This is a genomic window from Colwellia sp. 6M3 (genome assembly GCF_014077595.1).
Lineage (GTDB): Bacteria > Pseudomonadota > Gammaproteobacteria > Enterobacterales > Alteromonadaceae > Cognaticolwellia.
The window spans coordinates 20770-45841 of record NZ_JACGWF010000026.1 but is presented as its reverse complement, the minus strand read 5'-3'; the positions used below and the strand labels follow the sequence as shown (position 1 = coordinate 45841).

The 25072-nt window shown below is 36.3% G+C and carries 23 protein-coding genes; 9 read left to right on the top strand and 14 right to left on the bottom strand.

Translation table 11 applies throughout. The annotated features are described in order from the left end of the window. Positions 1-373 precede the first annotated feature (373 nt). Positions 374-778, top strand: a complete 405-nt coding sequence (locus H4J50_RS07970; protein WP_108456109.1) for a type II toxin-antitoxin system HicB family antitoxin — start codon at positions 374-376, stop codon at positions 776-778. Between the two features lie 150 nt (positions 779-928). Then, a complete protein-coding gene (pepE, locus tag H4J50_RS07965; RefSeq protein WP_259366201.1) occupies positions 929-1663 on the top strand; it encodes a dipeptidase PepE in 735 nt (244 codons plus the stop codon). Positions 1664-1787: 124 nt separating this feature from the next. On the opposite strand, the gene bioD is transcribed toward pepE, so the two are convergent. Genes bioD through bioB form a run of 4 tightly spaced genes read right to left on the bottom strand, consistent with a single transcriptional unit; the run spans position 1788 to position 5454 of the window. Further along, positions 1788-2465 (bottom strand): dethiobiotin synthase, encoded by a 678-nt coding sequence (bioD, locus tag H4J50_RS07960; RefSeq protein ID WP_182255555.1) that lies wholly within the window; start codon positions 2463-2465, stop codon positions 1788-1790. Between the two features lie 54 nt (positions 2466-2519). After that, positions 2520-3305, bottom strand: a complete 786-nt coding sequence (bioC, locus tag H4J50_RS07955) for a malonyl-ACP O-methyltransferase BioC (protein WP_182255553.1) — start codon at positions 3303-3305, stop codon at positions 2520-2522. Further along, on the bottom strand, positions 3305-4468 hold the full coding sequence (locus tag H4J50_RS07950; RefSeq protein WP_182255551.1) for an 8-amino-7-oxononanoate synthase: 1164 nt from the start codon (positions 4466-4468) through the stop codon (positions 3305-3307). Before H4J50_RS07950 ends, bioC begins: the two co-directional genes overlap by 1 nt. A 5-nt stretch (positions 4469-4473) precedes the next feature. After that, entirely contained in the window at positions 4474-5454 is a 981-nt protein-coding gene (gene bioB, locus H4J50_RS07945) for a biotin synthase BioB (protein ID WP_231295871.1), read from the bottom strand. A gap of 222 nt (positions 5455-5676) precedes the next feature. Here bioB and bioA point away from each other — a divergent pair, with 222 nt between their 5' ends. Then, positions 5677-6981 (top strand): adenosylmethionine--8-amino-7-oxononanoate transaminase, encoded by a 1305-nt coding sequence (bioA, locus tag H4J50_RS07940; protein WP_182255547.1) that lies wholly within the window; start codon positions 5677-5679, stop codon positions 6979-6981. Positions 6982-7056: 75 nt separating this feature from the next. Here the strand turns inward: bioA and H4J50_RS07935 are convergent, their stop codons facing one another. Further along, positions 7057-7434, bottom strand: a complete 378-nt coding sequence (locus H4J50_RS07935) for a hypothetical protein (RefSeq protein WP_108456115.1) — start codon at positions 7432-7434, stop codon at positions 7057-7059. Positions 7435-7579: 145 nt separating this feature from the next. On the opposite strand from H4J50_RS07935, the gene asnS reads away from it, so the two are divergent. Beyond that, positions 7580-8980 (top strand): asparagine--tRNA ligase, encoded by a 1401-nt coding sequence (asnS, locus tag H4J50_RS07930; protein WP_108456116.1) that lies wholly within the window; start codon positions 7580-7582, stop codon positions 8978-8980. A 158-nt stretch (positions 8981-9138) separates the two neighbouring features. Here the strand turns inward: asnS and H4J50_RS07925 are convergent, their stop codons facing one another. Beyond that, positions 9139-9687 (bottom strand): NAD(P)H nitroreductase, encoded by a 549-nt coding sequence (locus tag H4J50_RS07925; RefSeq protein WP_182255545.1) that lies wholly within the window; start codon positions 9685-9687, stop codon positions 9139-9141. Between the two features lie 356 nt (positions 9688-10043). On the opposite strand from H4J50_RS07925, the gene sppA reads away from it, so the two are divergent. Then, positions 10044-11906, top strand: coding sequence for a signal peptide peptidase SppA (gene sppA, locus H4J50_RS07920; protein ID WP_182255543.1), 1863 nt, complete (start codon positions 10044-10046; stop codon positions 11904-11906). Between the two features lie 163 nt (positions 11907-12069). Next, positions 12070-13074, top strand: coding sequence for an asparaginase (gene ansA / locus H4J50_RS07915; RefSeq protein ID WP_182255541.1), 1005 nt, complete (start codon positions 12070-12072; stop codon positions 13072-13074). 72 nt (positions 13075-13146) lie between these two features. On the opposite strand, the gene H4J50_RS07910 is transcribed toward ansA, so the two are convergent. The 6 genes from H4J50_RS07910 to H4J50_RS07885 all read right to left on the bottom strand — a co-directional run bounded on the left by H4J50_RS07910 (position 13147) and on the right by H4J50_RS07885 (position 19890). Further along, on the bottom strand, positions 13147-16008 hold the full coding sequence (locus H4J50_RS07910) for a HEAT repeat domain-containing protein (RefSeq protein ID WP_182255539.1): 2862 nt from the start codon (positions 16006-16008) through the stop codon (positions 13147-13149). Then, entirely contained in the window at positions 16005-16289 is a 285-nt protein-coding gene (locus H4J50_RS07905; protein ID WP_108456121.1) for a YeaC family protein, read from the bottom strand. The genes H4J50_RS07910 and H4J50_RS07905 overlap by 4 nt, the downstream gene beginning before the upstream one ends. Positions 16290-16314: 25 nt before the next feature. Next, positions 16315-16644 carry a hypothetical protein gene (locus tag H4J50_RS07900; RefSeq protein WP_108456122.1) on the bottom strand — a complete coding sequence of 110 codons (330 nt, stop codon included), beginning with the start codon at positions 16642-16644 and terminating at the stop codon, positions 16315-16317. A gap of 77 nt (positions 16645-16721) precedes the next feature. Then, positions 16722-18218 (bottom strand): sodium:alanine symporter family protein, encoded by a 1497-nt coding sequence (locus H4J50_RS07895; protein WP_108456123.1) that lies wholly within the window; start codon positions 18216-18218, stop codon positions 16722-16724. A gap of 54 nt (positions 18219-18272) precedes the next feature. Continuing rightward, positions 18273-19400 (bottom strand): carboxypeptidase family protein, encoded by a 1128-nt coding sequence (locus tag H4J50_RS07890; RefSeq protein ID WP_182255537.1) that lies wholly within the window; start codon positions 19398-19400, stop codon positions 18273-18275. Positions 19401-19464: 64 nt separating this feature from the next. Further along, positions 19465-19890 (bottom strand): TlpA disulfide reductase family protein, encoded by a 426-nt coding sequence (locus H4J50_RS07885; RefSeq protein WP_259366200.1) that lies wholly within the window; start codon positions 19888-19890, stop codon positions 19465-19467. Between the two features lie 647 nt (positions 19891-20537). Here H4J50_RS07885 and H4J50_RS07880 point away from each other — a divergent pair. Further along, entirely contained in the window at positions 20538-20999 is a 462-nt protein-coding gene (locus H4J50_RS07880; RefSeq protein ID WP_182255534.1) for a hypothetical protein, read from the top strand. Positions 21000-21001: 2 nt separating this feature from the next. Continuing rightward, positions 21002-21223 carry a helix-turn-helix transcriptional regulator gene (locus tag H4J50_RS07875; RefSeq protein ID WP_182255532.1) on the top strand — a complete coding sequence of 74 codons (222 nt, stop codon included), beginning with the start codon at positions 21002-21004 and terminating at the stop codon, positions 21221-21223. An 850-nt stretch (positions 21224-22073) separates the two neighbouring features. Here H4J50_RS07875 and H4J50_RS07870 read toward each other — a convergent pair. Continuing rightward, positions 22074-23396, bottom strand: coding sequence for a histidine kinase dimerization/phospho-acceptor domain-containing protein (locus H4J50_RS07870; RefSeq protein ID WP_182255530.1), 1323 nt, complete (start codon positions 23394-23396; stop codon positions 22074-22076). Beyond that, entirely contained in the window at positions 23393-24067 is a 675-nt protein-coding gene (locus tag H4J50_RS07865) for a response regulator transcription factor (protein ID WP_182255528.1), read from the bottom strand. Before H4J50_RS07865 ends, H4J50_RS07870 begins: the two co-directional genes overlap by 4 nt. 171 nt (positions 24068-24238) lie before the next feature. Between H4J50_RS07865 and H4J50_RS07860 the strand changes: the two genes are divergently transcribed. Then, positions 24239-25069 carry a TlpA disulfide reductase family protein gene (locus H4J50_RS07860; protein ID WP_182255526.1) on the top strand — a complete coding sequence of 277 codons (831 nt, stop codon included), beginning with the start codon at positions 24239-24241 and terminating at the stop codon, positions 25067-25069. The last annotated feature ends 3 nt before the right edge of the window (positions 25070-25072 follow it).

The window sequence follows — 25072 nt, the reverse complement described above, 5'->3', positions numbered from 1 at the left end:
AAATTAAACATAGATAACAGCCCGATTTTTACACCTTACTTTCTTAATTCTCATCCGGTAACACCTGATATTTATATCAACTGTAGTGCTAATAACTCTGCTTAAACACTCGATACAAAAATTTAACTTCCTTTATTTTTACAAGTGAAGTTTTAATCCCTTGAAATTAACAGTACTTATTTTATTGATTTTAGTTGTAAGTGAATAGTCACTTCAAATACAGAAAGAGTTACCAGGGTTATCTATGCTTAATTTTTTAGGGTTATTGGGGTTGCTGTCGCACAAATAAAAGTAACCCCCAGGGTTATATGTGTATTGCAAGCAAGGGTTATCAGAGTTAACATGAGTTAAACTCAGAATAAGGATTAAATTAATGAAATATCCAGTTATGGTTTTACGTAACAACGAAGAGAATAAATATGTATTATCAGTTGTTGATTTACCGGGATGCCAAGTGAAAGCGTCAACTATGGATGAAGGATTTTCGCTGTTAAATGAAGCGATGATTTCGCACTTAAAAATTTTAGTTGAGTACGGTGAACAAGTACCACATGCAAAGACAATTGAAGAGCACATGTTGCTGTGTTCAGCTACCTCTCCAATATGGGGTGTGTTAGATTTTGATATCGTTCCTTACATGGGGAAAAGCCATAAAATTAATGTCACGTTACCTGAATTATTGATTAAACAAATTGATGATCGGGTGGCTAAAACATCAGAATATAAAACCCGATCAGGATTTATTGCTATGGCATGTTTAACCGAGTTATCGAATTAATCTGGCAATAAATATATGCTTGTCGTTTGAAGTTTTGAATAACTTTAAGCGCTACGTTTTAAAGTTAGGTCTTGAAATTAAACTCTTTAATCAGGTGACTGTGCTTAGAATATATATTTAACAATAATGAAAGTTAAAAAGGTGAAAAAATTGTTTATCGAAAATGCAAACTTGTTACTACTAAGCAGCTCTCGTGTCGGGAGTACAGAATATTTACAACATGCTTCAGGAATGATAGAAGAAAAGCTTAATGGCATAACTGAACTTTTATTTGTGCCATACGCTGGTGTAACGCTAAGTTACGATGAATATACCGCTAAGGTGCAATGTGCTTTAAATGAGCAAGGCATTAAAGTAACAGGTATTCATGAATATGATGACCCGATCACCGCTATTAATAACGCACAAGCCATTGCCGTTGGTGGAGGTAATACGTTTCACTTATTACATCAGCTATATCAACACAAACTTATTGAGCCTATTCAACAAAAAGTGTCTACAGGTATGCCTTATATAGGTTGGAGTGCTGGGTCGAACATTGCTGGACTGACAATTCGTACTACAAATGATATGCCGATTATCGAACCGCAAAGTTTTAATGCACTTCAATTAGTTAACTTTCAGCTTAACCCGCATTATACCGATCATAGCCCTGCTGGTCATAATGGTGAAACACGAGCACAACGTTTAGCTGAGTTTATGGTACTAAACCCCACAACACCAATCGTAGCGATTGTTGAAGGAACAGCATTAGACATTAAGCTAAATACGATGAGATTAATCTCTGGTTTATCAGGCAGTAAATCACTAGCCAATGGTTTTATATTTAAGGCAGGTTGTAAAACAGAGATGACAACAGACGATATTGTAGATGATTTATTATAGAATCGGCGGTTAGTTGAATGATTATAATTATAAATTACTCATGGGCAATGTTTCTGAGCACCGTTTATTGAATAATGCTTATTTAACAATACTTAACGAGTAATTTATAATTAATCTGTTAGCGTTATTTTAGCGAGGTAAGTAGTGAAATATCAATACGCTTCGCAGCTTGTCGAATATCTTCGTCAAAAGGTAGCTCTGCTAATTTAGGAATTGGCAAAAGTGCAGTTAATTCACTAATGTTTTCAGCTAAATAAGGCATATCATCAGGGCAATTAGCTATCCAACCCAAACAGGTTAATCCGTCAGATATAATAGCCTGATAGGTTAACATTGCATGGTTTAAGCAGCCCAGTTTCATATTGACGACCAGTATCACATTTTGCTCACTAGTTTGGGCAAATTCAGATAAAAACTTCCCCTGGCCAAGTGGTAATCGCCACCCTCCTGCGCCTTCACAAATCACTACGTCTGCAGCTAAATTAATAACATCTTCATAATTACGCTCAATGTCATTTATGCTTATAGTTTGTTGTAACTTAGACGCGGCTATGTGTGGTGCAATAGGTTGTTCAAAAGCTATCGGGTTAACTTGTGAAATAGTTTGCTGGCAATTAGACTGGTTAAGTAATAACAAGGCATCTTCGTTTACTAGTGTATTATCAATAAGTTCACAGCCTGCAGAAATAGGTTTATATACTGCCACTTTGTTACCTGCTTGAACGAGCGCATGCACTATCGCTTGGGCAGCATAGGTTTTCCCCGCGTCAGTGTCTGTAGCGGTAATAAATAATTTCAACATATCAGTTCGCTTTTAAAAATGAGTTTATGATTCAACAATGATATTTCAGGTGACTTAATCGCTTAATTTAACCACTACACCAGAAAAGGCTTTATATGTTGCAGGATAAATTCCAGATGGCTCTAAAAAACTTTGGTAGCTTTTAGTCATTTTTTGCCACTGATCTTTACCGGCAAGGCCTTTGCCCTGCTTTTTAGGGACATGACTTGCGCCTAAGCTTTTCAATTCACGGGCTAAATGCAGAACATTTTCATATTCTAAAACAATATCTTGCTGCTTAGCATTTAAGAGTTTTCTATTTGTACCATCAAACAAGGGTCTAATTTCACTTTCAGGTTTAAAGTCAATCACGTGTTGGTCATTATCTACTTGTGCCCATGCAGATTTTAACTCAATTAACGTACCATCAATCAAGGTACTAAAAACAAAAAGACCGCCGGGTTTTAATACACGCATAACTTCATTGATCACTAAGTCGAGTGGATCGCACCATTGGATCATCAAGTTGGAATAGACTAAATCTACACTGCTATCTTGTAATGGTATTTTATATGCGTCTGCTTCTAGCCAATGAATCGACGAATTACGATTACCTTTGGCGAATTGCAGCATATTTTTTGATATATCTAAGCCAATAACTTGCTGGTACCGACTAGATAAAAGTTCGGTGAAAAATCCAGTACCTGCACCTAAATCTAACGCAGTTAAATCGTTACGATTAGGTAACCATGGCATTAAATGTTTTCCACAATAACGCTGTAATCGCGCAGAAGTGTCATAAGAACTACTAGCTGAGCCAAAAGATCTCGCTATCTTAAAACGGTTAGTCTTTTCAGACATTATGTTATAACCTCATTGATACAATTAGCTAAGTAATTGATATCTTTAATTTCGTGGCTCGAAGTTATGGTTACGCGTAACCTTGAGCTATTGTTTGGAACCGTGGGAGGACGAATTGCACTGAGCCAAATTCCCTTTTCTCGAAGCTTCTGACAAACATTAAGTGTATTAAGTTCATCACCAATAACAATGGCATGAATTGACGATGAATTTTTGATTAACTGCACACTACTGGATAATTTTGTTGCAAGTAATTGACTCAATTCTGTAATTTTTTCTCGTCGCCAATGATCGCGTTGAATGATTTCAATGCTTTTTTTAGTTGCCCATGCAAGGGCTGGTGAAATGGCTGTTGAATAAATATAATGCCGTGAAAAATTAACTAAATAGTCAGCAAGCAATTCATTACAAGCGACAAAAGCACCACTGGTTGCAATACTTTTACCGAAAGTCCCCATAATAATGTCAATATCGGCAATGCTGCTACTTCCTTGCCCTTTATTGCCAATAACACCGATACTGTGAGCGTCGTCTAAATATAGTAGTGCATTGTGCTGTTGTGAAAGTTTCGACAAACTTTCTACATCAGCCTGATCGCCATCCATACTAAAAACACCTTCAGAGACGATAATCTTATTTAATTCAATAGCGTCATTATCCGATGATTTTGTATTTTTAGTTAAAAATCGCTGTAATTGTGCCGTATCGTTATGTAAAAAGCGTTTTACTTTTGCCTTACTTGCTAAAGCACCATCGATTAAAGAAGCGTGGCTGAGTTTATCTAAATAAAGTTGGCAACTTTCATGACCTAAAGCGTGCATTAAGGCATTGTTTGCCGAAAATCCGCTAGCGAATAACAAACATTTAGGCTGGTTTAGCCAATCACAAATATCATTTTCCAATGCTTGATGAGCATAAGAGTAGCCAGTAATTAAGCTAGAGCCACTCGCACAGGTGCCAAATCGTTCAGCACCAACGACTAATGCTTGGTTAATATCTTTATGATGATTTAAGCCAAGGTAGTCGTTTGAAGAAAAGTTAAGGTAACTTTTCTTGTCAATTTTAACATAGCGGCCATTTTGCTCAGCAACACACTGACGCACACGATAACGTGCGCGCTGTTTTTGTTGTGCAATATCTGCGGATAAAAACTCAAACGCCATACAAATTAATTTACGGCGTTATAAAATAGATCACTGTTTTGCTGATCAACAACAGCGGTTTTAATTTTAGCTTCGTCTACTTCTGAACTCGCAATTGTTTCAGTATTAATACCTAAACGATCAAAGAGCATCATGTCTTTATTCGCTTCAGGATTACCAGTAGTCAATAATTTACAACCGTAAAAAATTGAGTTGGCACCCGCTAAAAAGCACATGGCTTGCATTTGCTCATTCATCGCATCACGCCCTGCAGATAAACGAACATGACTTTTTGGCATCATGATTCGTGCAACGGCAATACAGCGAATAAATTCGAAATGATCTAAATCATCAACGTCAGAAAGCGGCGTTCCTTCAATTTTAACCAGCATATTAATTGGTACACTTTCTGGTTGTGGTGAAAGGTTGGCAAGTTGAGCCAATAAAGACGCACGGTCTTTACTTTCTTCACCTAAACCAACAATACCGCCACTACATACTTTCATACCTGAACTTCGTACATTAGTTAAAGTGTCTAATCGGTCTTGATAAGTACGCGTAGTAATAATTTGATTATAATGCTCTGGCGAAGTATCTAAATTATGATTGTAATAATCTAAACCAGCCCCTTGTAATTCATCAGCTTGGTCGGCAGATAACATGCCTAGTGTCATGCAGGTTTCTAGTCCTAAAGCTTTAACGCCCTTAACCATTTCAACTACAGCAGGCATATCTCTAGCTTTAGGGTTACGCCATCCTGCGCCCATACAAAAACGTGTAGAACCTTGATCTTTAGCTACTTGTGCTGCTTCTAGCACTTTTTGAACTTCCATTAAACGTTCTTTATCAATGTCAGTTTTATAACGAGAGCTTTGAGAGCAATACTTGCAGTCTTCTGGGCAGGCTCCGGTTTTTATTGATAATAAAGTACTTACTTGAACTTCATTTGGATTAAAGTTTGCGCGGTGAATAACTTGGGCTTTAAACATCAAATCATTAAATGGCATTTCAAACAGGGCTTTAACTTCCTCTGCTTGCCAATTATGGCGTACTTCACTGTTACCTTGGTTGCTATTATTAGCGGTCGTATTTGTTGAAGATTCACTTACCGCTGATGTTTGCTGTGTCATAGTTATTCACTCGTTTTGAAATTGCATCTGCCATTATTAACGGGTAGTCTATGCGTCAACCGCAAGATGTCAACTAATTTACCCAACCAAGCCTTACATATGAACAATAAACAAACAGAATTACTCGAATTTGACAAAAACCACGTTTGGCATCCTTACACTTCTATGTCTAAACCTTTGCCTTCATACCTAGTTGAGTCAGCTAACGGTGTACATATTAACCTGGCAAGTGGTGAAAAAGTTGTAGATGGTATGTCATCATGGTGGTCTGTACTGCATGGCTATAATCACCCTGAACTAAATCAGGCCTTAATTGACCAAACCCAAAAATTTGCTCATGTAATGTTTGGCGGTTTAACGCACGAACCTGCCATAACGTTATCAAAAACCTTAATTGAAATTACCCCTGCTGGTTTGAACAAAGTATTTTTAAGTGATAGCGGCTCGGTGTCAGTTGAAGTCGCACTTAAAATGTCATTACAGTATTGGCATAGCAAAAATAAACCTGAAAAGCATAAAATACTCACTGTTAAGAATGGCTACCACGGCGATACGTTCGCTGCTATGTCAGTTTGTGATCCAATTAATGGTATGCATCAATTATTTGAACCTGTTTTAATGAAAAACCTCTTTGCTCCCGCGCCTACCATAGCCTTTGACCAACCTTGGGATAACAAAGAGGTTGAAGAGTTAAGTAAAATATTTGCCGAGCACCATAATGAAATTGCAGCTTTTATTATCGAGCCGATAGTACAAGGCGCCGGTGGCATGTGCTTATATCACCCTAACTATTTAAAAGCTTGTAGAGCGTTATGTAATCAATACAATGTGCTGATGATCGCTGATGAAATTGCCACAGGGTTGGGTCGAACAGGAAAGTTATTCGCCTGTGAGTGGGCTGATATTAGTCCAGATATTATTTGTTTAGGTAAAACGTTAACCGGTGGCTACATGACACTAGCAGCCACCTTATGTACTGACGAAATTGCTAACGCCATAAGTAATGGTGAAGCTGGATGCTTTATGCACGGACCTACCTTCATGGGTAACCCACTTGCTTGTGCGGTTGCAAACGCCAGTCTTAACATTTTAAAGCGAAACCAATGGCAACAACAAATAGCCAATATTGAAAGTACGTTTAAAGAACATTTATTACCACTAAATTTACACGATAGAGTTAACGACGTTCGTATATTGGGCGGTATAGGCGTAGTTGAAGTTATTGAAAATGTTGATATGGCAGAGATACAAAAGCGCTTTGTTGAATTAGGCGTTTGGATCCGCCCCTTTGGAAAGCTTATTTATATTATGCCGCCTTTTATTAGCAAAGAAACAGATTTAAATTTACTGATAAAGGCGATAAGTACGATATTGGATGAAGATAAATGTTTTAAACGCAATTAACGCTATTTATTTAACTAGTCGTTATTACGTTTAAAACTCATTAATACTTAATACTTTATACTTAGCAGTAAGTTATTAAACAATTTTCGATTCGGAAATTTGCACTAAAATAAAGCTTACCCAAGCGATGGTGATAGCAAGCAGCAATAATATATTAAAATGCTTACTGTCGCTTTTACGTCGGCTACGGTACTTGTCTAGTATCAAACAAAAATAACTACTTAAGGCACTTAACCATAAAACTATATATAAGTAACCCGTTAATGGTGTTAACCAAAACTTTCTAATTTCAATATCATGATAACGTAATAAACCATAATCAGACTCTGGTGCCGCATAGTAAGACACGATTAAAGCAAAAACGAATAATCCCCAACCTAAGATGGCTAGTATTCTCAATAGATAAGTCCATAAATCAGCAGCACTCCTTCGCTCTTTTCTAGTATTTTTCATACTTCGTACCGCCTTTTATCTCTAATTGTATTTTTTCTTTTTATAAAGACAAGATTTAGCAATTATTACTTGTTAAACCTTACAAGCAAGGTAACATATCAATCCTTAAAATTAGAGAACATTTTTGAAAAAAAAAGAGGTTTAAATGTCAGTCATTGCAATTACTGATATCTTGGCAGGAAAATATCCTGTTAATGAATCAATTACTATCCATGGTTGGATCCGCACACGTCGTGATTCGAAAGCAGGTATTTCATTTTTAGCGGTTCATGACGGTTCATGTTTCGACGCTATTCAAGCAATTGCTCCTAACAACTTGGATAATTATCAGACTGATATATTAAAACTTACTACTGGTGCTGCCGTAAAAGTTACCGGTATCTTGGTAGAATCACCAGGTAAAGGTCAGTCATTTGAATTACAAGCAGAGCAAGTTGAAGTATTAGGTTTAGTAGAAGACCCAGATACTTATCCAATGGCAGCAAAACGTCATAGCATTGAGTTTTTACGTGAACAAGCACATTTGCGCCCACGCACCAACATAGGTGGCGCTGTTACTCGTGTTCGTAATACATTAGCACAAGCGGTACATCGCTTTTTGCATAGTAAAGGTTACTTTTGGATCAGCACACCATTAATCACAGGTAGTGATTGCGAAGGTGCAGGTGAAATGTTCCGCGTTAGTACGCTTGATATGGAAAACTTACCGCTAAACGATCAAGGAAAAGTTGATTACAACCAAGACTTTTTTGGTAAAGAAACATTTCTAACGGTTTCAGGCCAATTAAATGTTGAAACCTATTGTTGTGCCCTTTCTAAAGTTTATACCTTTGGACCAACTTTTCGTGCTGAAAACTCAAACACTACACGTCATTTAGCTGAATTTTGGATGATCGAACCAGAAATTGCTTTTGCTGATTTGTCAGATGCTGCTGATTTAGCTGAAGAAATGTTAAAATATGTCTTTCAAGCTGTGCTTGATGAACGTGCTGACGACATGGCATTCTTCCAACAACGTGTTGATAAAACGGTTGTAGAACGATTAAATTCAGTGATTAACAACGACTTTGTACGTTTAGATTACACCGACGCAATCACTATTTTAGAAAACTGCGGTAAAAAGTTTGAAAACAAAGTAGCTTGGGGTGTTGATTTAAACTCAGAGCACGAGCGCTACTTAGCTGAAGAGCATTTTAATGGTCCGGTTGTTTTACAAAACTACCCTAAAGACATTAAATCTTTCTACATGCGTTTAAACGATGATGGAAAAACCGTTGCTGCTATGGACATTTTAGCTCCGGGTATTGGTGAAATTATTGGTGGTAGTCAACGTGAAGAACGTTTAGATGTTCTGGACAAGCGTTTAGCCGAAATGAATTTAGATCCTGCAGATTACAGTTGGTATCGTGACTTACGTCGCTACGGCACTGTTCCACACTCAGGTTTTGGTTTAGGTTTTGAACGTTTAGTGGCTTATGCAACAGGCATGCAGAATGTTCGTGACGTGATCCCTTTCCCAAGAACACCAAACAACGCTGCATTCTAAGCTTGTTAACTGTTAAACACTTAACAGGTCGACATAAAAAAACCCTCTTATAGAGGGTTTTTTATTAAGTAAAAATAAGTAAATACATCTATTACATACATTTAACTTCACTTAAAAACATAACATTGCGCGATTTTTATAACGTACAATTTACCTATCTAAAAATAACTAACATGGTCTTCAAGTAATTTACTATTTTTCAAAGGTAACTCTTTTAGCTCGTCACCAATGTATAAAAAGCCAACAATTTCTTCATGTAACTCAATATTTAAACGCTCTTTAACCAATGGATGATAACTCATTTCACCCGTGCGCCACACAGAACCGAGCTTAAGACATGTTGCCGCCATTTGCATTGCATGAACCGCACAACCCGCAGCAATTAATTGCTCTTGTTTTGGTACTTTAACATGTTGATGAAACTTGGTGCTGATCACAATAATTAACGGTGCTCTAAAAGGCATTTTAGCGGCTTTTTCAATTTTAGCTTCATCGCCACCATCAGTGATCACAGCTGACTTAAATGCCTTACTTAGCTTTGTTAAACCGTCATCTTTTATTACGGTGAATCGCCAAGGCGTTAAACATCCATGGTCAGGAACACGCATTCCTGCTTTGAGAATATTCTCAATGGTCTCTTGATCAGGTGTATTGCCGTGCAAATGAGGGTTAGACTGACGAGTATGTAAAAACTCTAATACATTCATAAAATTGAAAATTCCTTTAGTTTGATATCCTTTGAGCCAAAATGAACTGATGAATATAGCCATCAATTATACTGATTTTGCGTGTGAACATTACAGTTATATAGATGCTATCTACTTGTTATCATATAGGTTAAATATCTTTTGTCATCAATTAATGTAACTTTACTGTATATATCTATTTCTTCAACTTTATCATATAAAAAATTCCAAATTGTAATAAAGAATAAAATGATCGAGGGCTTAAACCTTACAAAATAACCCTCTGACAAAAATAGTTACATTTACGACTACTTAATCACGTGAATTTTCAGTAGCATATAGTATCGATAACTTAGAATAATCTGTAGACAGGTTTTATGAAAGAAAATAAGAGTACATTGGCACGAATCACCTTCGGCTTTTTTAGTTTACTTAACACTTCACGTAAAATTATACTCAATCTAGTTTTTTTTACCGTGCTATTCATTTTTATTATTGCCATTAATAGTGGTGAAGAAGCGATTGTGATTAAGCCAGGCTCAGCACTGGTGTTAAATCTAAGTGGTGATATTGTTGAACAAAAACACGATATAGATCCCATTGATGCATTCGTGAGTGAAGCTCTAGAACAACCTGATACCGCGCCTGAAGTATTATTAGCTGACATTTTAAACGTGATCGAACACGCTGAACAAAACGATAATATTAGTATGCTTGTGTTGGACTTAAAAAACATGCAAGGCTCAGGTATTACGAAATTAAGCGATATTGCTCATGCCATTACAAAGTTTAAAACCAGTGGCAAGAAAGTCATTGCTGTGGGCGAACAATACAGTCAAAACCAATATTACCTTGCTAGTTTTGCTGATGAAATTTGGCTAAACCCTAAAGGCTGGATGCTATTAGACGGCTATGGTCGTTATCAACTTTACTTTAAATCGGCATTAGACAAGTTATCAATTAGCCAACATGTTTTTCGTGTTGGTACTTATAAATCCGCGGTTGAACCTTATATTAGAGACGACATGTCTGTTGCTGCAAAAGAAGCTAACCAATTATGGTTAAACGATCTATGGCAACAATATAAAAACGATGTTGCCCAGCAACGTGGTTTTGAAAGCAGTAACTTTGATGAAGATGTTGATGTTCTCCTCACTAAATTGAAAGCGGCTAATGGTAATATTGCCGAGTATGCGCTGCAAAACCATTGGGTTGATGCGTTAAAAACAAGAGAACAAATTAGTAATGAATTAATCAATATGGTTGGAAGTGATGGTGAAGAAAGCTTTAAAAAAATAGTTTTTAATGATTATTTAAATGTGATCAAAAACCCATTTGCTCCGAACATGATTAACGGTGATAAAGTCGCTGTCATCGTTGCTAAAGGTACTATCTTAGATGGTAATCAAAAACCGGGTACTATTGGTGGCACATCTACGGCAGCCCTACTTCGCAAAGCTCGAATGAATGATGATGTAAAAGCGGTTGTACTCAGAGTTGATAGTCCAGGTGGCAGTGCATATGCTTCAGAAGTTATTCGACAAGAGGTTGAATTACTAAAAGTTGCCGGTAAGCCGGTAGTTGCATCAATGGGAACATATGCTGCATCAGGTGGTTATTGGATATCTGCCCCAGCAGATAAAATATACGCCTCACCTACTACAATAACCGGCTCAATTGGTATATTTGGTTTTTTTATGACCTTTGAAAACTCATTGAGCAAGTTAGGCATTCATACTGATGGTGTAGGTACAACTGATATTGCTGGGTTTGGCTTAACACGCGAATTAACCCCAGGCATGGCTAACATTGTACAATTAAATATTGAGCGCGGTTATCGAGACTTTATTGAACTGGTTGCCAATAATCGAGATATGACAACAGCACAAGTTGATGCTATTGCACAAGGTCGTGTGTGGTCAGGTAAAAAAGCATTAGAGCTGGGTTTAGTGGATGCATTAGGTAATATTGATAACGCTATTGAAGCTGCAGCTGAACTAGCCGGATTACAAAATTACGATACCTTACTCATTGAAAAAGAAAAAAGCCCTCGTGCATTATTCTTACAAAGCTTATTCGGACAAGCATCAGTATTGTTTAATGAACCGACTAAAGAAATTTACAGTGAAAACAGTATTACAAAAATAATCAGTCAGCTGGCTCTTGAAATTAAACAATTCTCGCAATTAAATGATCCTCAAGGAATTTATTCATTTTGTTTAGCGTGTGAAGTTGAATAAATAAAGTTTACATCAACTAACTCAAGCCTCGAATTATCGAGGCTTTTTTTTATCTAAAACCTGTTTAATTCTTCAAAGACACTGAAAACTGTGTGTTACAATCCTCGGCAATTACAATTCTACTTTGGCATTTTAATGTCAATTTTACATTAAGACTTATGCTATGAGAAAACGTATCTATATTGCTTATACCGGTGGCACCATTGGTATGAAGCCGAGTGAAAATGGTTACATACCACAAAAGCAACATTTAACCGACGCAATAATGAAAATGCCCGACTTTCATCGTGAAGAAATGCCAGAATTTACGATAAATGAATATCAGCCATTAATCGACTCATCTAATATGTCACCTGCCGATTGGCAACATATCGCTAACGATATTCAGCAACATTATGAAGATTACGATGGTTTTGTAGTGCTTCATGGCACAGATACTATGGCTTATACCAGTTCTGCGCTTTCATTTATGCTCGAAAATTTAAGTAAACCCGTTATTGTTACCGGTTCACAAATACCGTTAAGCCAATTACGTTCAGATGGCCAAGAAAACTTACTCAATTCATTATATATAGCAGCCAACTACCCTATTAATGAAGTTGGTTTATATTTTAATAATAAATTATTTCGTGGCAACCGTAGTATCAAAGCCTACGCTGATGGTTTTAATGCTTTCGACTCACCTAATTTACCACCGTTGCTTGAGGCAGGTATTAACATTAAGTTAATTGAAGGCAAAATTTCTGAGCCTGTTTCTCTGCCTTTAAAATTAGCACAAATTACTCCACAACCTATTGGCGTAGTACATTTATACCCAGGTATATCTGTCGAGTTAATTAAAAACATCATTAAACAACCAGTAAAAGCGTTGATAATACGCAGTTATGGTGTTGGTAACGCTCCACAAAATCAAGCAATGTTAGATTGTTTAAAACAAGCAAATGATGATGGTATTGTGATTGTTAACTGTAGTCAGTGCATTAAAGGCACAGTAAATATGAAAGGATATGCTACGGGTAATGCACTGAGTAAAATTGGGGTAATTAGCGGTAACGATATGACTTTAGAAGCAACATTAACGAAATTACATTACTTGCTAAGTAAAGAATACTCGCACGATAAAATTTGCCAATTACTTGAAGTAAGTTTACGTGGTGAATTAAGTTAAGACATCGCTAATTAGTTTGAAGCTATCAGTTTTTATGACGGCCGACAGCTTCAAACTTAGCGAGTTATTCTTTTATTGAAATATAGGTTTAACTCTATTCAAGTAGGCAATATCTTGCTGATCAAACTTTCCTAACATTAGCCATTGTGAAAATTTATCCTCTAAATCAATTGGCGCACCAGAAGACATTTGGGTCTGCATTAAATTAACCTGTACCGCCATTCTACTTTGCTGTAGTTCGCTTGGTGATGGTATACCAGATAAAATTTCAAGCTCTAGCGTTGCCTCAGCACGATTAGCCAACTGTTCTTTGTTGGTTAATTCTTTTAGTTTTTTCTGCCAGAATGTATTTAAGTGTTGGTATTCACCCTGCTCAGTAAAACCTGCTTCACTAGCAACACCTTGTTCCAACGCAGTAAATAAATAACGCCATTGCTGTTTTTCATTAGCTTGTTTACAGTCAACAATTTTCTTAGCTAAAGACTTTTCCTTCGCAATAATTTGTTTTTCAAGTTTGACCATTTTTGGCTTTTGTTGTGTTACTTCATGGTATAAAACTTGTAATGCTTGCTCAAAATCTTGTAGCTCTTGTAATTGGTTAATAGTTGAAAATTGGGCTTCAAGAGTTTGTAAAGCAAGTTCTAACTCAGCTGTTTTAGCGGTACTTGCTGATTTTTCAATCGCGGACTGTTGATCACGTTTAGTAAAAATATCATCATTAATTTTTCTAAAGGTTTGCCAAAGTTTATTTTCAACTTTAGCACCAGAATAACCAGTATTACGCCATTGAGTTTGCAACGTTTTAACTTGATTAACCGCTTTAAAAACATCGTCCTGTTCAAGTAACTGCTTAGCAGTACCAATAAGTTGCTGTTTTATTTCTTTGTTTTCATCATGATAAACTTTTATTGCAGATTTAACCGGTTGTAAAACATTATTAAACTGTTGGTTTATTTCTTGATAAATTGCACGGTCAACTTGCCCTGCACTTTGCCATTGTTTTACCACTTGGTTTAATTCAACTTCCAATGCCTTAAAATCTACAACAATGTTTTGGTCTATATCTTCAGTTGTACTCGGTAACTTATTAGCGAGTAAAGTTGCTTGCTCCATAAAACCCTGACGGGTTAATAAGTGTTGAGCTCTAAGTTTTTCTTGTTCTGCAAAAAATAATCTACACGGCGTAAATGCAGTTTCACATAATTGATTAAACTCGGTATTCAATTTTTGTTCTTCGTCGTCGTCAGCATGACCAAGACTATTCCAAGTTTTTCGATACTGTTTAACTTTTTCAGCTTGTTCGTTAGGGTTGTCTAGTGGTGTTTCTACAATTGTTTTAATGTCAGCTAATAATTGCTGCTTACGCGGGGTTGCAATGTAATGCTCCCAATCGGCTAAATCAGCTATTTTTTCACTGAGTGAGTCATAATCTTTTTGTATACGATTTTGTTGCTGCTCTGATAACGCATTAAAAAGTTGTTTAGCTTTTTTGAAAACGCCAAATGCAGCATTGTACTTACCCGATGCAATGAGCCTTTTAACATCATGTAGTTTTTTCTGAGTGACTGAGAATTCTTGCTTTTGTGCTTGCTGAAGTGGCTTGACAGCCTGACGCCAGTTACGCTGAATTTCATTAGCCGCATTCTTAATAGAATCAGGTAATGCTCCAGCCGAATTTTTTTCAGCATTTGTCCATTCACCAAGCCAGTCTTGATAAACAGTTTGGCGTTCGTTCATTTCTGCAACGGTTGTTGGCATAGCTAATTGTGATACTTTTGATATTAAATGTGTAGCATCACTAACCGACTGTGCAATTTCAGGTAATTGCTGAAGCTTTTGTTGTTGTTGGCAAATTTTTGCAATGAAGGAATTCTGTTCTTCTTTAGTTAATACTGAAGCAATTATCTCACTGGTTAATTTATCAAACAGTGTTTGATATTGTTGTTCTTCAATATCATCATTTTCAAAAATACTTGTTGTTAATGTTTGATCAATAATAGCTAACGTTTTGTCAAAATGAATACGTGACTTCTGTTTAGCATCGCTTAGTTCACGCGCAATTTCATCCTGAACATGTTGTTCAGCTTTTGTAGCAAAAAGTTTATCAAGTTGCACAGTAATAGTTTGGTGCTTATCAATAAAGTCATTATTTTCTGCCGTATCAAATGCAGACAATTCAGCAATTAATGCTTGCCATTCTGTATTCAAACTTTCGCGCTTATCTAAGTATTCTTTATAATCGTATTGATCTTTTAAAGCTTGTAACTTTGCCAGAACTAAATTAATTTTTTTACAAAGTACGATCGGTTGTTCAATGGCGTAATGTAGCTTAGCAATTTTATCGGTTAACCGTTGTGTAACTTCAAGCTGTTGTGATTTTTTCTTAAGTTTTTCTAAAGTATCTAAATCATCAACTTTACTGATAATGTAATTTTGTACTTCTGCGTTCTGCTTTAAGCTAAATAAATTAACTAACACCTGAGGTTTCAAGGTTAATTTATTACTGAGATCATTAGCCTGTGTTTTATTCGCTATTTTTTCAAATAAGGTGATGATCAAATTAGCTTCTTCGGCTGTTTTTAACCATGTTTCAAAAAAACTATAATCATTCGTGTTTTTGATATACGTGAGTTTATCTTGCTCAGAGAGTTTAATAGTGTCTTGATCGGTTAAAATTGCGCAGACTTTTTTCCCTGCGTATTGTTTAACTTTAACCATGTTGTTTTCTTGGCTATGGGTTAACCAAGATTGGTAACTATTAAGTTTTATTAATGCAGCACGTCGAACATTTTCATTGTCGTCATTGGCGGCAAGTGCTTCTATAATTTCACGTTGTTCTGGTTCATCTATTGAAAGACTAGAATTTATTGCTTCAACGCGTACGGTACTATTTTTGTGTTGCCATTTCTTTTTTAAAAATTTAGAAAAAATCATATATCTGAAAACCTAGCAATGTCGTTATTGTCGAGCGCTGAAGGAAAGTCTGAACGTAGTTCGCGTTTTGTTTTTATGATCATCTCACCTTTGGGGCTAATAGAAAGAGTTTGATCTGAGTTTAAATGCTTAGATTGATAAGCCATGGTAATTTGTAACGCACTTAATTGCTGTTCTTTAGCAACAACGGTACCTTCTGGCCACTTGCCAGTTTCAGCTGCACATTTTAAGCGCAAATACATTTCTTCTGACATATTGTCGACTAACTGAATGATATCCATGAATATCTCTTATAAATTAGGTTAATTAAGATTGGCTACGTTTGGTTAATATAAGTCTAACTCGGGTAATTATATAAAGAATAAAACCTAATACAGTACTGGTTATTGCAGAAATATATTCCCAAGTGCCCGGTTGTGCATCTTGCCAATATAAAAACAGAAAACCACCACAAAATAATAACATAGCAATAAAAGAGTGATTCATTAATTGCTGTGACTTAGTTACTGCACTTACGCGCTTTAAACTTGCTATTTTATCAGCATCTAATGCGGTTAAGTCTATTTGACAATGCTCACATTGTTTAGCTTTATCGGATATTTTTTTCTTACAACTTGGGCAATTTATTACGGCCATTTTTCTACCTCTGCTTCGATACTTTATTTTACCTAAAAAAAACACCCTTGCGGGCGTTTTTTTTCAGTAATTATCAATTATTTTTTATTTTGCTTATTAAAACGGTTTTCCCAAAAGTCAGCATTTTTAATTTCTAAACTTTTTGGATCAAAAGTGTAATCTTCAACACCTTCTTTTTGCTGTCTTTCGTAGTCTTTTAACGCTTTAATTGCGGGCTTAGCCATAAAGAAAATTGCAATAATACCAACAATATTTAACCAAGCCATTAACCCAACACCAATGTCACCTAATCCCCAAGCTGCACTTGGCTCTGCAACAGTACCGTAAAATACGGCTGTCATAATGATTAACTTAAGCACGAACCTAAGTATTGGCATTTTGATGGTTTTATTTATATATGAAACGTTGTTTTCTGCAATAAAGTAATACGCAAGTACCGTTGTAAATGCAAAGAAAAACAATGCTATTGCAATAAACGGCTTACCGAAACCAGTTAGTACACTATCAACAGCAAGCTGTGTAAAAGCAGGTCCGTTAATAACAACATCACTAGCTAAATTTTGTACAACAAAACTTGGTGCACCTTCAGGCATTACATTGTAAGACTGAGTAATTAAAATCATAAATGCGGTTGCAGAACAAACAAATAGCGTATCAATGTATACTGAAAACGCTTGAACAAGCCCTTGTTGTGCAGGATGTTGAACTTCAGCAGCGGCAGCGGCATGAGGACCAGTACCTTGACCAGCCTCATTTGAATAAACACCACGTTTTACACCCCAACCAATTGCAGCACCAAAGCCAGCCATAGGAGAGAACGCATCTGAAACGATTAACATGAAAACTCTTGGTAATGCATCAATATGTAGTGCGATAATTGAACACGCAATAATAATATAAGCTAATGCCATAAACGGTACGACAACTTGTGTGAAGCTGGCAATACGTTTAACGCCACCAAAAATGATAAAGCCAAGCAATATAACAATAAATACCGCAGTATATACTTTCGTTAAAGGCAAGGCGCCCATGAAAGAGTTTACTGAGCCACTGGTACCAAAAACATTGACCATAGCGTCACCAATACCGTTTGATTGAACAACGGGTAAAAGTACACCACATGCAAGAATTGTCGCTAGTGCAAACGTCCAAGCATACCATTTTTGTCCAAGCGCCTTTTCTATATAGTACGCTGGACCACCACGATATTGGCCGTCTTCTTCTTCTTTATAAATTTGTGCATTAGTTGATTCAATATAAGCTGTAGCAGCACCTAAGAATGCAACGACCCACATCCAAAATACGGCACCAGGACCACCAAAACCAATGGCCGCAGCTACACCGGCAATGTTACCGGTACCTACTCGTCCCGACAACGAAACAGCTAATGCTTGAAATGAGGATATCCCCTTTGCTGAACTTTTACCTGAAAGTAATAAACGGAACATTTCACGAAAATGACGAATTTGAACAAAACGCGTTAAAATAGAGAAAAAAACTCCAGCCCCAAGACATAGATAAATTAAATATGGGCTCCAAATATAGCCATTTATAATATCCACAATTTCTTGCATTCCATACTCCTAATAATTATTATTTTTATAAAGTTAATTTTGTGTTGTAAAATTTTATCGTAAGTCATCAACCACATGGTAAATAGCCGTAAGAAAATCACGCCCAAATAAACTACTGCGTTCATCTGACCAGCCAACACTATAGTCTGGCAATAAATCATTGTCTTTAAATGGCATTTCTACAGTGTAAGCTAAACAATTGAACTGTTCACCTACCCAATTAGCTGCAACTGTTAAGTTAGCTTGGCCAGGCTCGTCTTTATCATAGCCTTTGTCATCTTGAAATTCAGGTGTAATAGCGAGAAGTATATTTTTGAAATTATCTTCAAGGCCTTTAACACGTTCATTGTAAGATGGAACACCTTCGCTACCTGCAACAAAGTTGAAAGGTAAAGCCTCATCGCCATGAATATCTAAATGCATATCTACACCAGTAGCAAGCATTTTTTCTCTGACTAAATAAACCTCTGGGCTGTTCTCCATTGTTGGCGTTTGCCATTCACGGTTTAAATTCACTCCTTTCGCATTCGTGCGAAGATGACCTCTAGCAGAACCATCTGGGTTCATGTTTGGTACTAAATAAAATACAGCACTGTTGAGTAACGAACGTGCAACACCATCATCTTCATCTAATAAGCGATCAATAAAGCCTTCCATGAACCATTCGGCCATGGTTTCACCTGGATGCTGACGCGCTGTGATCCAAATAACTTTTTTGCCTTCGCCCTCTTCTCCAACTTTTAATAACGACATATCACGTCCATCAAGCGTTTGTCCCAACACTTGTAACTGACAATCTATATCTAATTGTGCGCTGTGAATTAAATCTTGGTGACGTTCGTAGCTGTAAGGGGCGAAATAAGCAAAATATGTTGAATCATATTCTGGAGTGAAAGTAATTGAGAGGTTTTCACCATCAAAAGTTGTTGGAACACGAAACCAATGTTGACGATCATAAGAAGCAACCGCTTGATAATCTTTCCATCCCTCTACATAAGCCGACTTGCCAGCATTAGTTAAATGCATAACATGTTCTGAATGTTCAGTATTATGTAGTTTAAAATGAAACCATTGGTAGAATTCTGATTGATGATCTTTTTTAATGGCTAGTTGTATATTGATAGGACTTTCGGCTGAGATAACCTCGATATTACCTGAGTCGAAGTTTGATGAAATTTGCATAAGGCAGTCTGCTCATTATTTTATAATGGCAATAGTGTACACAAACACTTAAAAGATCAGAAGACTAAAGACTCCTTAAATACAGACCTATTTCAGTTGTATAGCCTAAAGATCGAGCAATTACAGTATTTTGGCCGTCTAATACATAATAACTAGGGTAACCCAAGACCTTAAAGTCGGCTTTTACTTGCTCATTACCTAAAGCAACAGGAAACGTTAATTGGTGATTATTAGTAAATTTCATCACTTCTTCTTCATCAACAAAGTCTAATGCGACTGCAACAACATTTATTTCAGGATTTTCTAGATAAAAGCTTTGTAAATTATCGATGCTAAAATTGCACACTTGGCACCAAGGAGCAAAAAAATAAACAATCGTTTTCTTACCCTCTGCGTGAAGGGTAATAACATTATTTTTAAGTGTTTTTAATGTTTGTGGAGCTGGAGTAACATCTGCACTGGCAGATAACATATCAGTTTCACGCAGCATAGAAACAGCATTAAAAATTAACAAAAACACGAACGTTTGTATCAGAAGGCTACGAAACAATGTGATAACTGCCAAAAAATTAGAAGGTATTAATTAAGACCGAGTTTATGACTTATAAATTCATAATATAAAAGTAAATTTTAGGAATTATCATTTTAAGAGTATAAACCACCCTATATAAGCTAAGTTCACAAATAGCGAAAAGAGTTGAACCTTTCAATAAAAGCGAGATTTTCTAAACATTTCGGTGATGTAGAGATTTGAACTCTGCTCGAAATATTTCCACTACAAACCCTTTTTCGCATGAGTAAACGTTCATATAGCACAAACTATATATGATTTCTCGTAAGGATTTTGTTTTCCTTACCTGGTGTATGTGACCACGCATAATGCTTGAGATTACGAATTCCTATATGAGATTTAAATTAACCATATTAACTAAGCCACCAACGGATTTTAAAATGGGTTGAGTTTAACTGAATAAATAGTCTTATTCTCGTCAATATCCGATGGCTTATAAATAATTAACATTCATTACAAGTCAAACTTATGCTACATGAAGTCAAATATATTTGACATCAATTTAAAGTCAAACTAACATTACACCATGTCTAATATATTTGACACCAACTAAAGAGGAATGAGAAATGTCATTTGTTCATAAAAGTGTTTGGGTACAGTTTTTAATTACGGTATTTATTGCATATTACTACGGTAGTGAGTTTGCTCACTTATATTCAACAGAACAACTGAGTGATGATAACTTCACCTCATTACTTTTTTCTACAGCTATTCAGCTCGTTATCCTCAATATTGCTGTACATACCATAGTGGCATTACTGAGTAACAAGGACGAAGTAGAACAAGAAAGAGATGAACGAGATATATTGATTAGTTTAAAAGGTGGGAATATCGCCTACAACATGTTGAGTACTTGGGTCGTATTTGTATTAGTTAGCTTGTGGGCAACATCATTAGAAAATGCTCGTTACTACTTTGATACCTTAAGTGGAGAGTTTAATGTCTTGAACATACTACTTGTAGGCTTTCTTGTAGCAGAAATATTAAGATTCTCTTATCAGTTATTTTACTACCAAAAAGGTGTTTAGTTATGCCTAAAGTATTAACTAATAATGTTCGGGTTTTACGCTTTCATCACAATGAGATGACACAGCAAGAATTAGCTAAAATGGTTAGTGTCTCTAGACAAACTATTGTAGCAATAGAAAAAGGCAAATACTCACCATCATTAGAGGTAGCATTTAAAATTGCAGATGTATTTAGTGTATCGATTGCCGAGGTATTTAGTTATCAAGAACAAGTTGATGAGTAATATTCGGTTTTCAATTACTACTATTGTTTGAGGAAGATTTACAGGATACGCATCGCAAAAAACAATTTATCACCCAATAGCAACAATCCGCAGATTAAAAGGACATATGTGACGGTTCACTTCATGAATGAAATTATGTGGTTTTCACATGGATGTGATTAAAACCTGGAAATAGAGACTTGATCTCTACTCGAGTGTTTAGTGGTACAAACCCTATTTTTAAAGATTAGACGTTAAGTAGCAAAAAAAACGTTAACCTTACGATTAGCGGGTTTTTCTTAATGTGGCGGTGAGATAGATATTTGGACTCTACAAAAGGTTTAGCGATACAAACCATATTCTCGGTTTGGTAAACTCCAGACGAAAAAAAACAGCTAATAAATTAGCGGTTTTTTAGAATGTGGCGGTGAGATAAAGATTTGAACTCTACTCGAAGGTTTAGCGCTACAAACCCAATTATACTGTTTAGTATCTTAAGACGAAAAAAAACCGCTAATAAATTAGCGGTTTTTTAGAATGTGGCGGTGAGATAGAGATTTGAACTCTAGAAGGGCTACAAACCCTTGCCGGTTTTCAAGACCTACACTTAGAATAAGTAATTCAACTACTTAACTTTATTTTTCCGAATAAATAACTCAAATAGAGACCAAGAATAACAAATTAAGTAACAATAATATTCGGAAAAAATTTTTACCTGTGAAATGATCTTTAATAGATTTTAGATTTTAGATTTTAGATTTGCTCTTTGCTTATTTTGTAACTTACCTTTTAACGTCCATATTGCTTTGTTTATACAATGGCAAATTAATTGTCTGTGAAAGAGTTAACTTGTTAAAACGATATATTAATTTTAAGCTATTTTAATTGCTGTCAAAGGAATGGAGAACCGAGCTACAAAAGTTTTGTCACCATTTGATAGTATAATTGAGCCTTTATAGTTTATCGCTATGGTTTCTACAATAGACAAGCCTAGGCCGGCACCTTCTGCTGAACCGCTACGCCAAAAACGCGTGGTCATTTTGGCAATGTCTGTGGCGCTAACATTTGCCGTATTGCTTACATTAATACTTAAAAGGCTTTCTGTAGCGTTAATAGCCATTAAAATAGGTGTTTCTGGAGGACTGTATTTTAAAGCATTATCGATTAGGTTACGGCAAACAATAGCGATCATAGCCGATGGAATAACAGATATGAGCTCTTTTCCTTGCAGTGAATAAGCTATACGTTCACTGCCTTGCGTTGTTTCATTTATCATGTTTTTAATGAGTAATTCAACAGACCAACTTTCGTCAGTATGAACTTGAGTGCTTGCTTCAATATTTGCCAGTAAAAGTAAATTGTCTAATATAGAATTTAAACGCTTTGTGCTTTTACTTACCTGCAATAAAGCTCGTTGTTGCTTGTCTCCGGTTGTTAGTTCAGCAAGTTGGGCTTGAGCCAATATGCCGGCTAACGGTGTTCTCAGCTCATGTGCAGCATTGCTGGTAAATTGTTTCTCTCTTGATATAACTTCAGCTAATCGTGCCATTAGTGCATTTTGGCTGTTGATCAGTGGTTGAAGCTCTTTTAATGGTTGCTGTATTTGAATGGGAGCAAGGTCTTCACTACCGCGTTTTTCGAGTGCAGAAGTTAGTAGCATTATCGGTTTTATACCCGTACCAATAGCAAACCATAATAAACCTAGCGTAATAAAAATCGCTAATGCAGGAGGAATAAGAATACTTTTAAGCAGATCATAATATAAAGAATCACGCTCAGAAACCTTATCTGCAATGGTTATTTTATGTTGGCTGGTGATTAAAGTGAACGTACGCCACGCTGTACTTTCAGCTTGAATGTAATGGAACCCAGATTCAACTGCTGTGCTATTGGGAAAAGTGCTGCTATTGCTTGTTGCTATAATACTGCCGTGCAAAGAGCTTATTTGACAGGTTAATCCCTTTGCCGTGCCCACTTCATTGGCTTCCATTATTGCTGGTAAAGAGGCTGACATAGCACTTTGTGGCACATGCGCTAATATATTACTTAGCATTATAGCGGTAGATTCTAGACGTTTATCAAAGCTGACGTCTAATTTATGACTAAGCCCCGTCACCATCCAAACACTGGCTAATAGCCAAAAACCAATAAATACGGCTGCCACTAATATTGTTAGGCGAAGGCGCAAGCTCATTGTTCAGTTACTTCAATTGAACCTAGTCGAAATCCAAAACCCCGAATAGTTTCGATGCCTTTAGTTCCTATTTTTTTACGTAAATTAAATATATGTACATTCAAGGCGTTACTGGCTACGTCGTCACATGTGCCGTATAAAACATCTTTTAATTGGCTTTCAGATAAAATACGTTGTGGATTGTTAAGAAATATTTTTAAAAGTAAATCTTCGTTCCGAGATAAGGGAATATGTTTGTCATTAATTAATAGTTTGTGTTGTTCTAAGTGATAAGTCAGCAGGCCATGTGAAATGGTGTTTGTTAGTCTGTCGGTTGTACGTCGCTTTATACTGTACAAACGTGCTAATAACTCTCTTAGGTCAAATGGCTTGACCAAATAATCATCAGCGCCATTCTTTAATCCTGTTACTTTGTCGTCAATTGAATTACTTGCCGTGAGTATTAGTACCGGCAATGAGTGTTGATTTTTTCGCAGCCATGTTAGCCACGTTATACCATTTCCATCCGGTAAATTTAGATCAAGAATACAGAGGTCGAAGTTGCTTTTATTCAAGATGTTTTTTGCATGACTTATTGAAGCAACATGCTCCACAGCCATACCTTCACCTGATAAAAAAATGCTAATCGCATCAGCAATAACGGCATCATCTTCAACTAATAAAATATACATTTTTGCTCAATTACAATTCTTATGCCGCTAAGACTAACGTGAAAAAGTGCAGGAGAACAAGCGATAAATAAAGTTTTTAGCTGGGTTTAGCGAATGAAGCTTTTCTTAATATTGGCTTAATATTAGCGATTTATCATTGGTAAGTTAATGGAAAAAAGATGTGGTAAATAAATGCTAAGTATTGCTGTAGGGCCGATAGTTCTCTCAATTTCACAATTAATTACTCTGGTAGGGTTATTTATGTTTTGGGGAATAACTTATCTTCAAACACGTAACAATGCACAACAGAAACAGTTTTTAGATTATATATTCACAGCCATTATTATCGGTTTTTTAACCGCACGATTGACCTTTATCATCGCTATGTGGCAAGGCTACCAAGAGAATTGGTGGCAATTAGTAAATATAAGTGATGGTGGTTTTATACCTAGCACAGGTTGGGGAGTTGGTGCCTTGGTGCTAATGTTTTATGCTAGACGTAATAAATTGTTCATTAAAGCTTATTTTACATCGGCATTAATTACTTTTTGCTGTTTAATTATCCCTACTTTTTTTGCTGTTATTTATCAAGCAGCAGTCGAACTGCCCAGCTCACCCTTACGCAATATTGAAGGCCATGAAGTCGATTTAAGACGCTATAAGGGCACGCCTGTTGTTATAAATTTCTGGGCGTCTTGGTGCCCACCTTGTCGTAGAGAAATGCCGGTATTAGAAGCAGCTCAAAAACATAACCCTGAGCTTGTTTTTGTTTTTATTAACCAAGGCGAAAGTCTGCTTAGTGTTAAAGATTTTATTGATTCAACAGCGTTGGATTTAAAAAATGTTTTCATCGACCCCACTAGCAATGTTAGCCGAGAAACTGGCGCCGCAGGGCTACCAACCACATTATTTTATAATGAAAAAGGACAATTAGTGACTAGCCATATGGGCGAACTATCTCAAGCTAGCTTGCGCTATTACCTTAATCAAATTAATTCCGTCGTACCTTTAAAAAAAGGATAAACC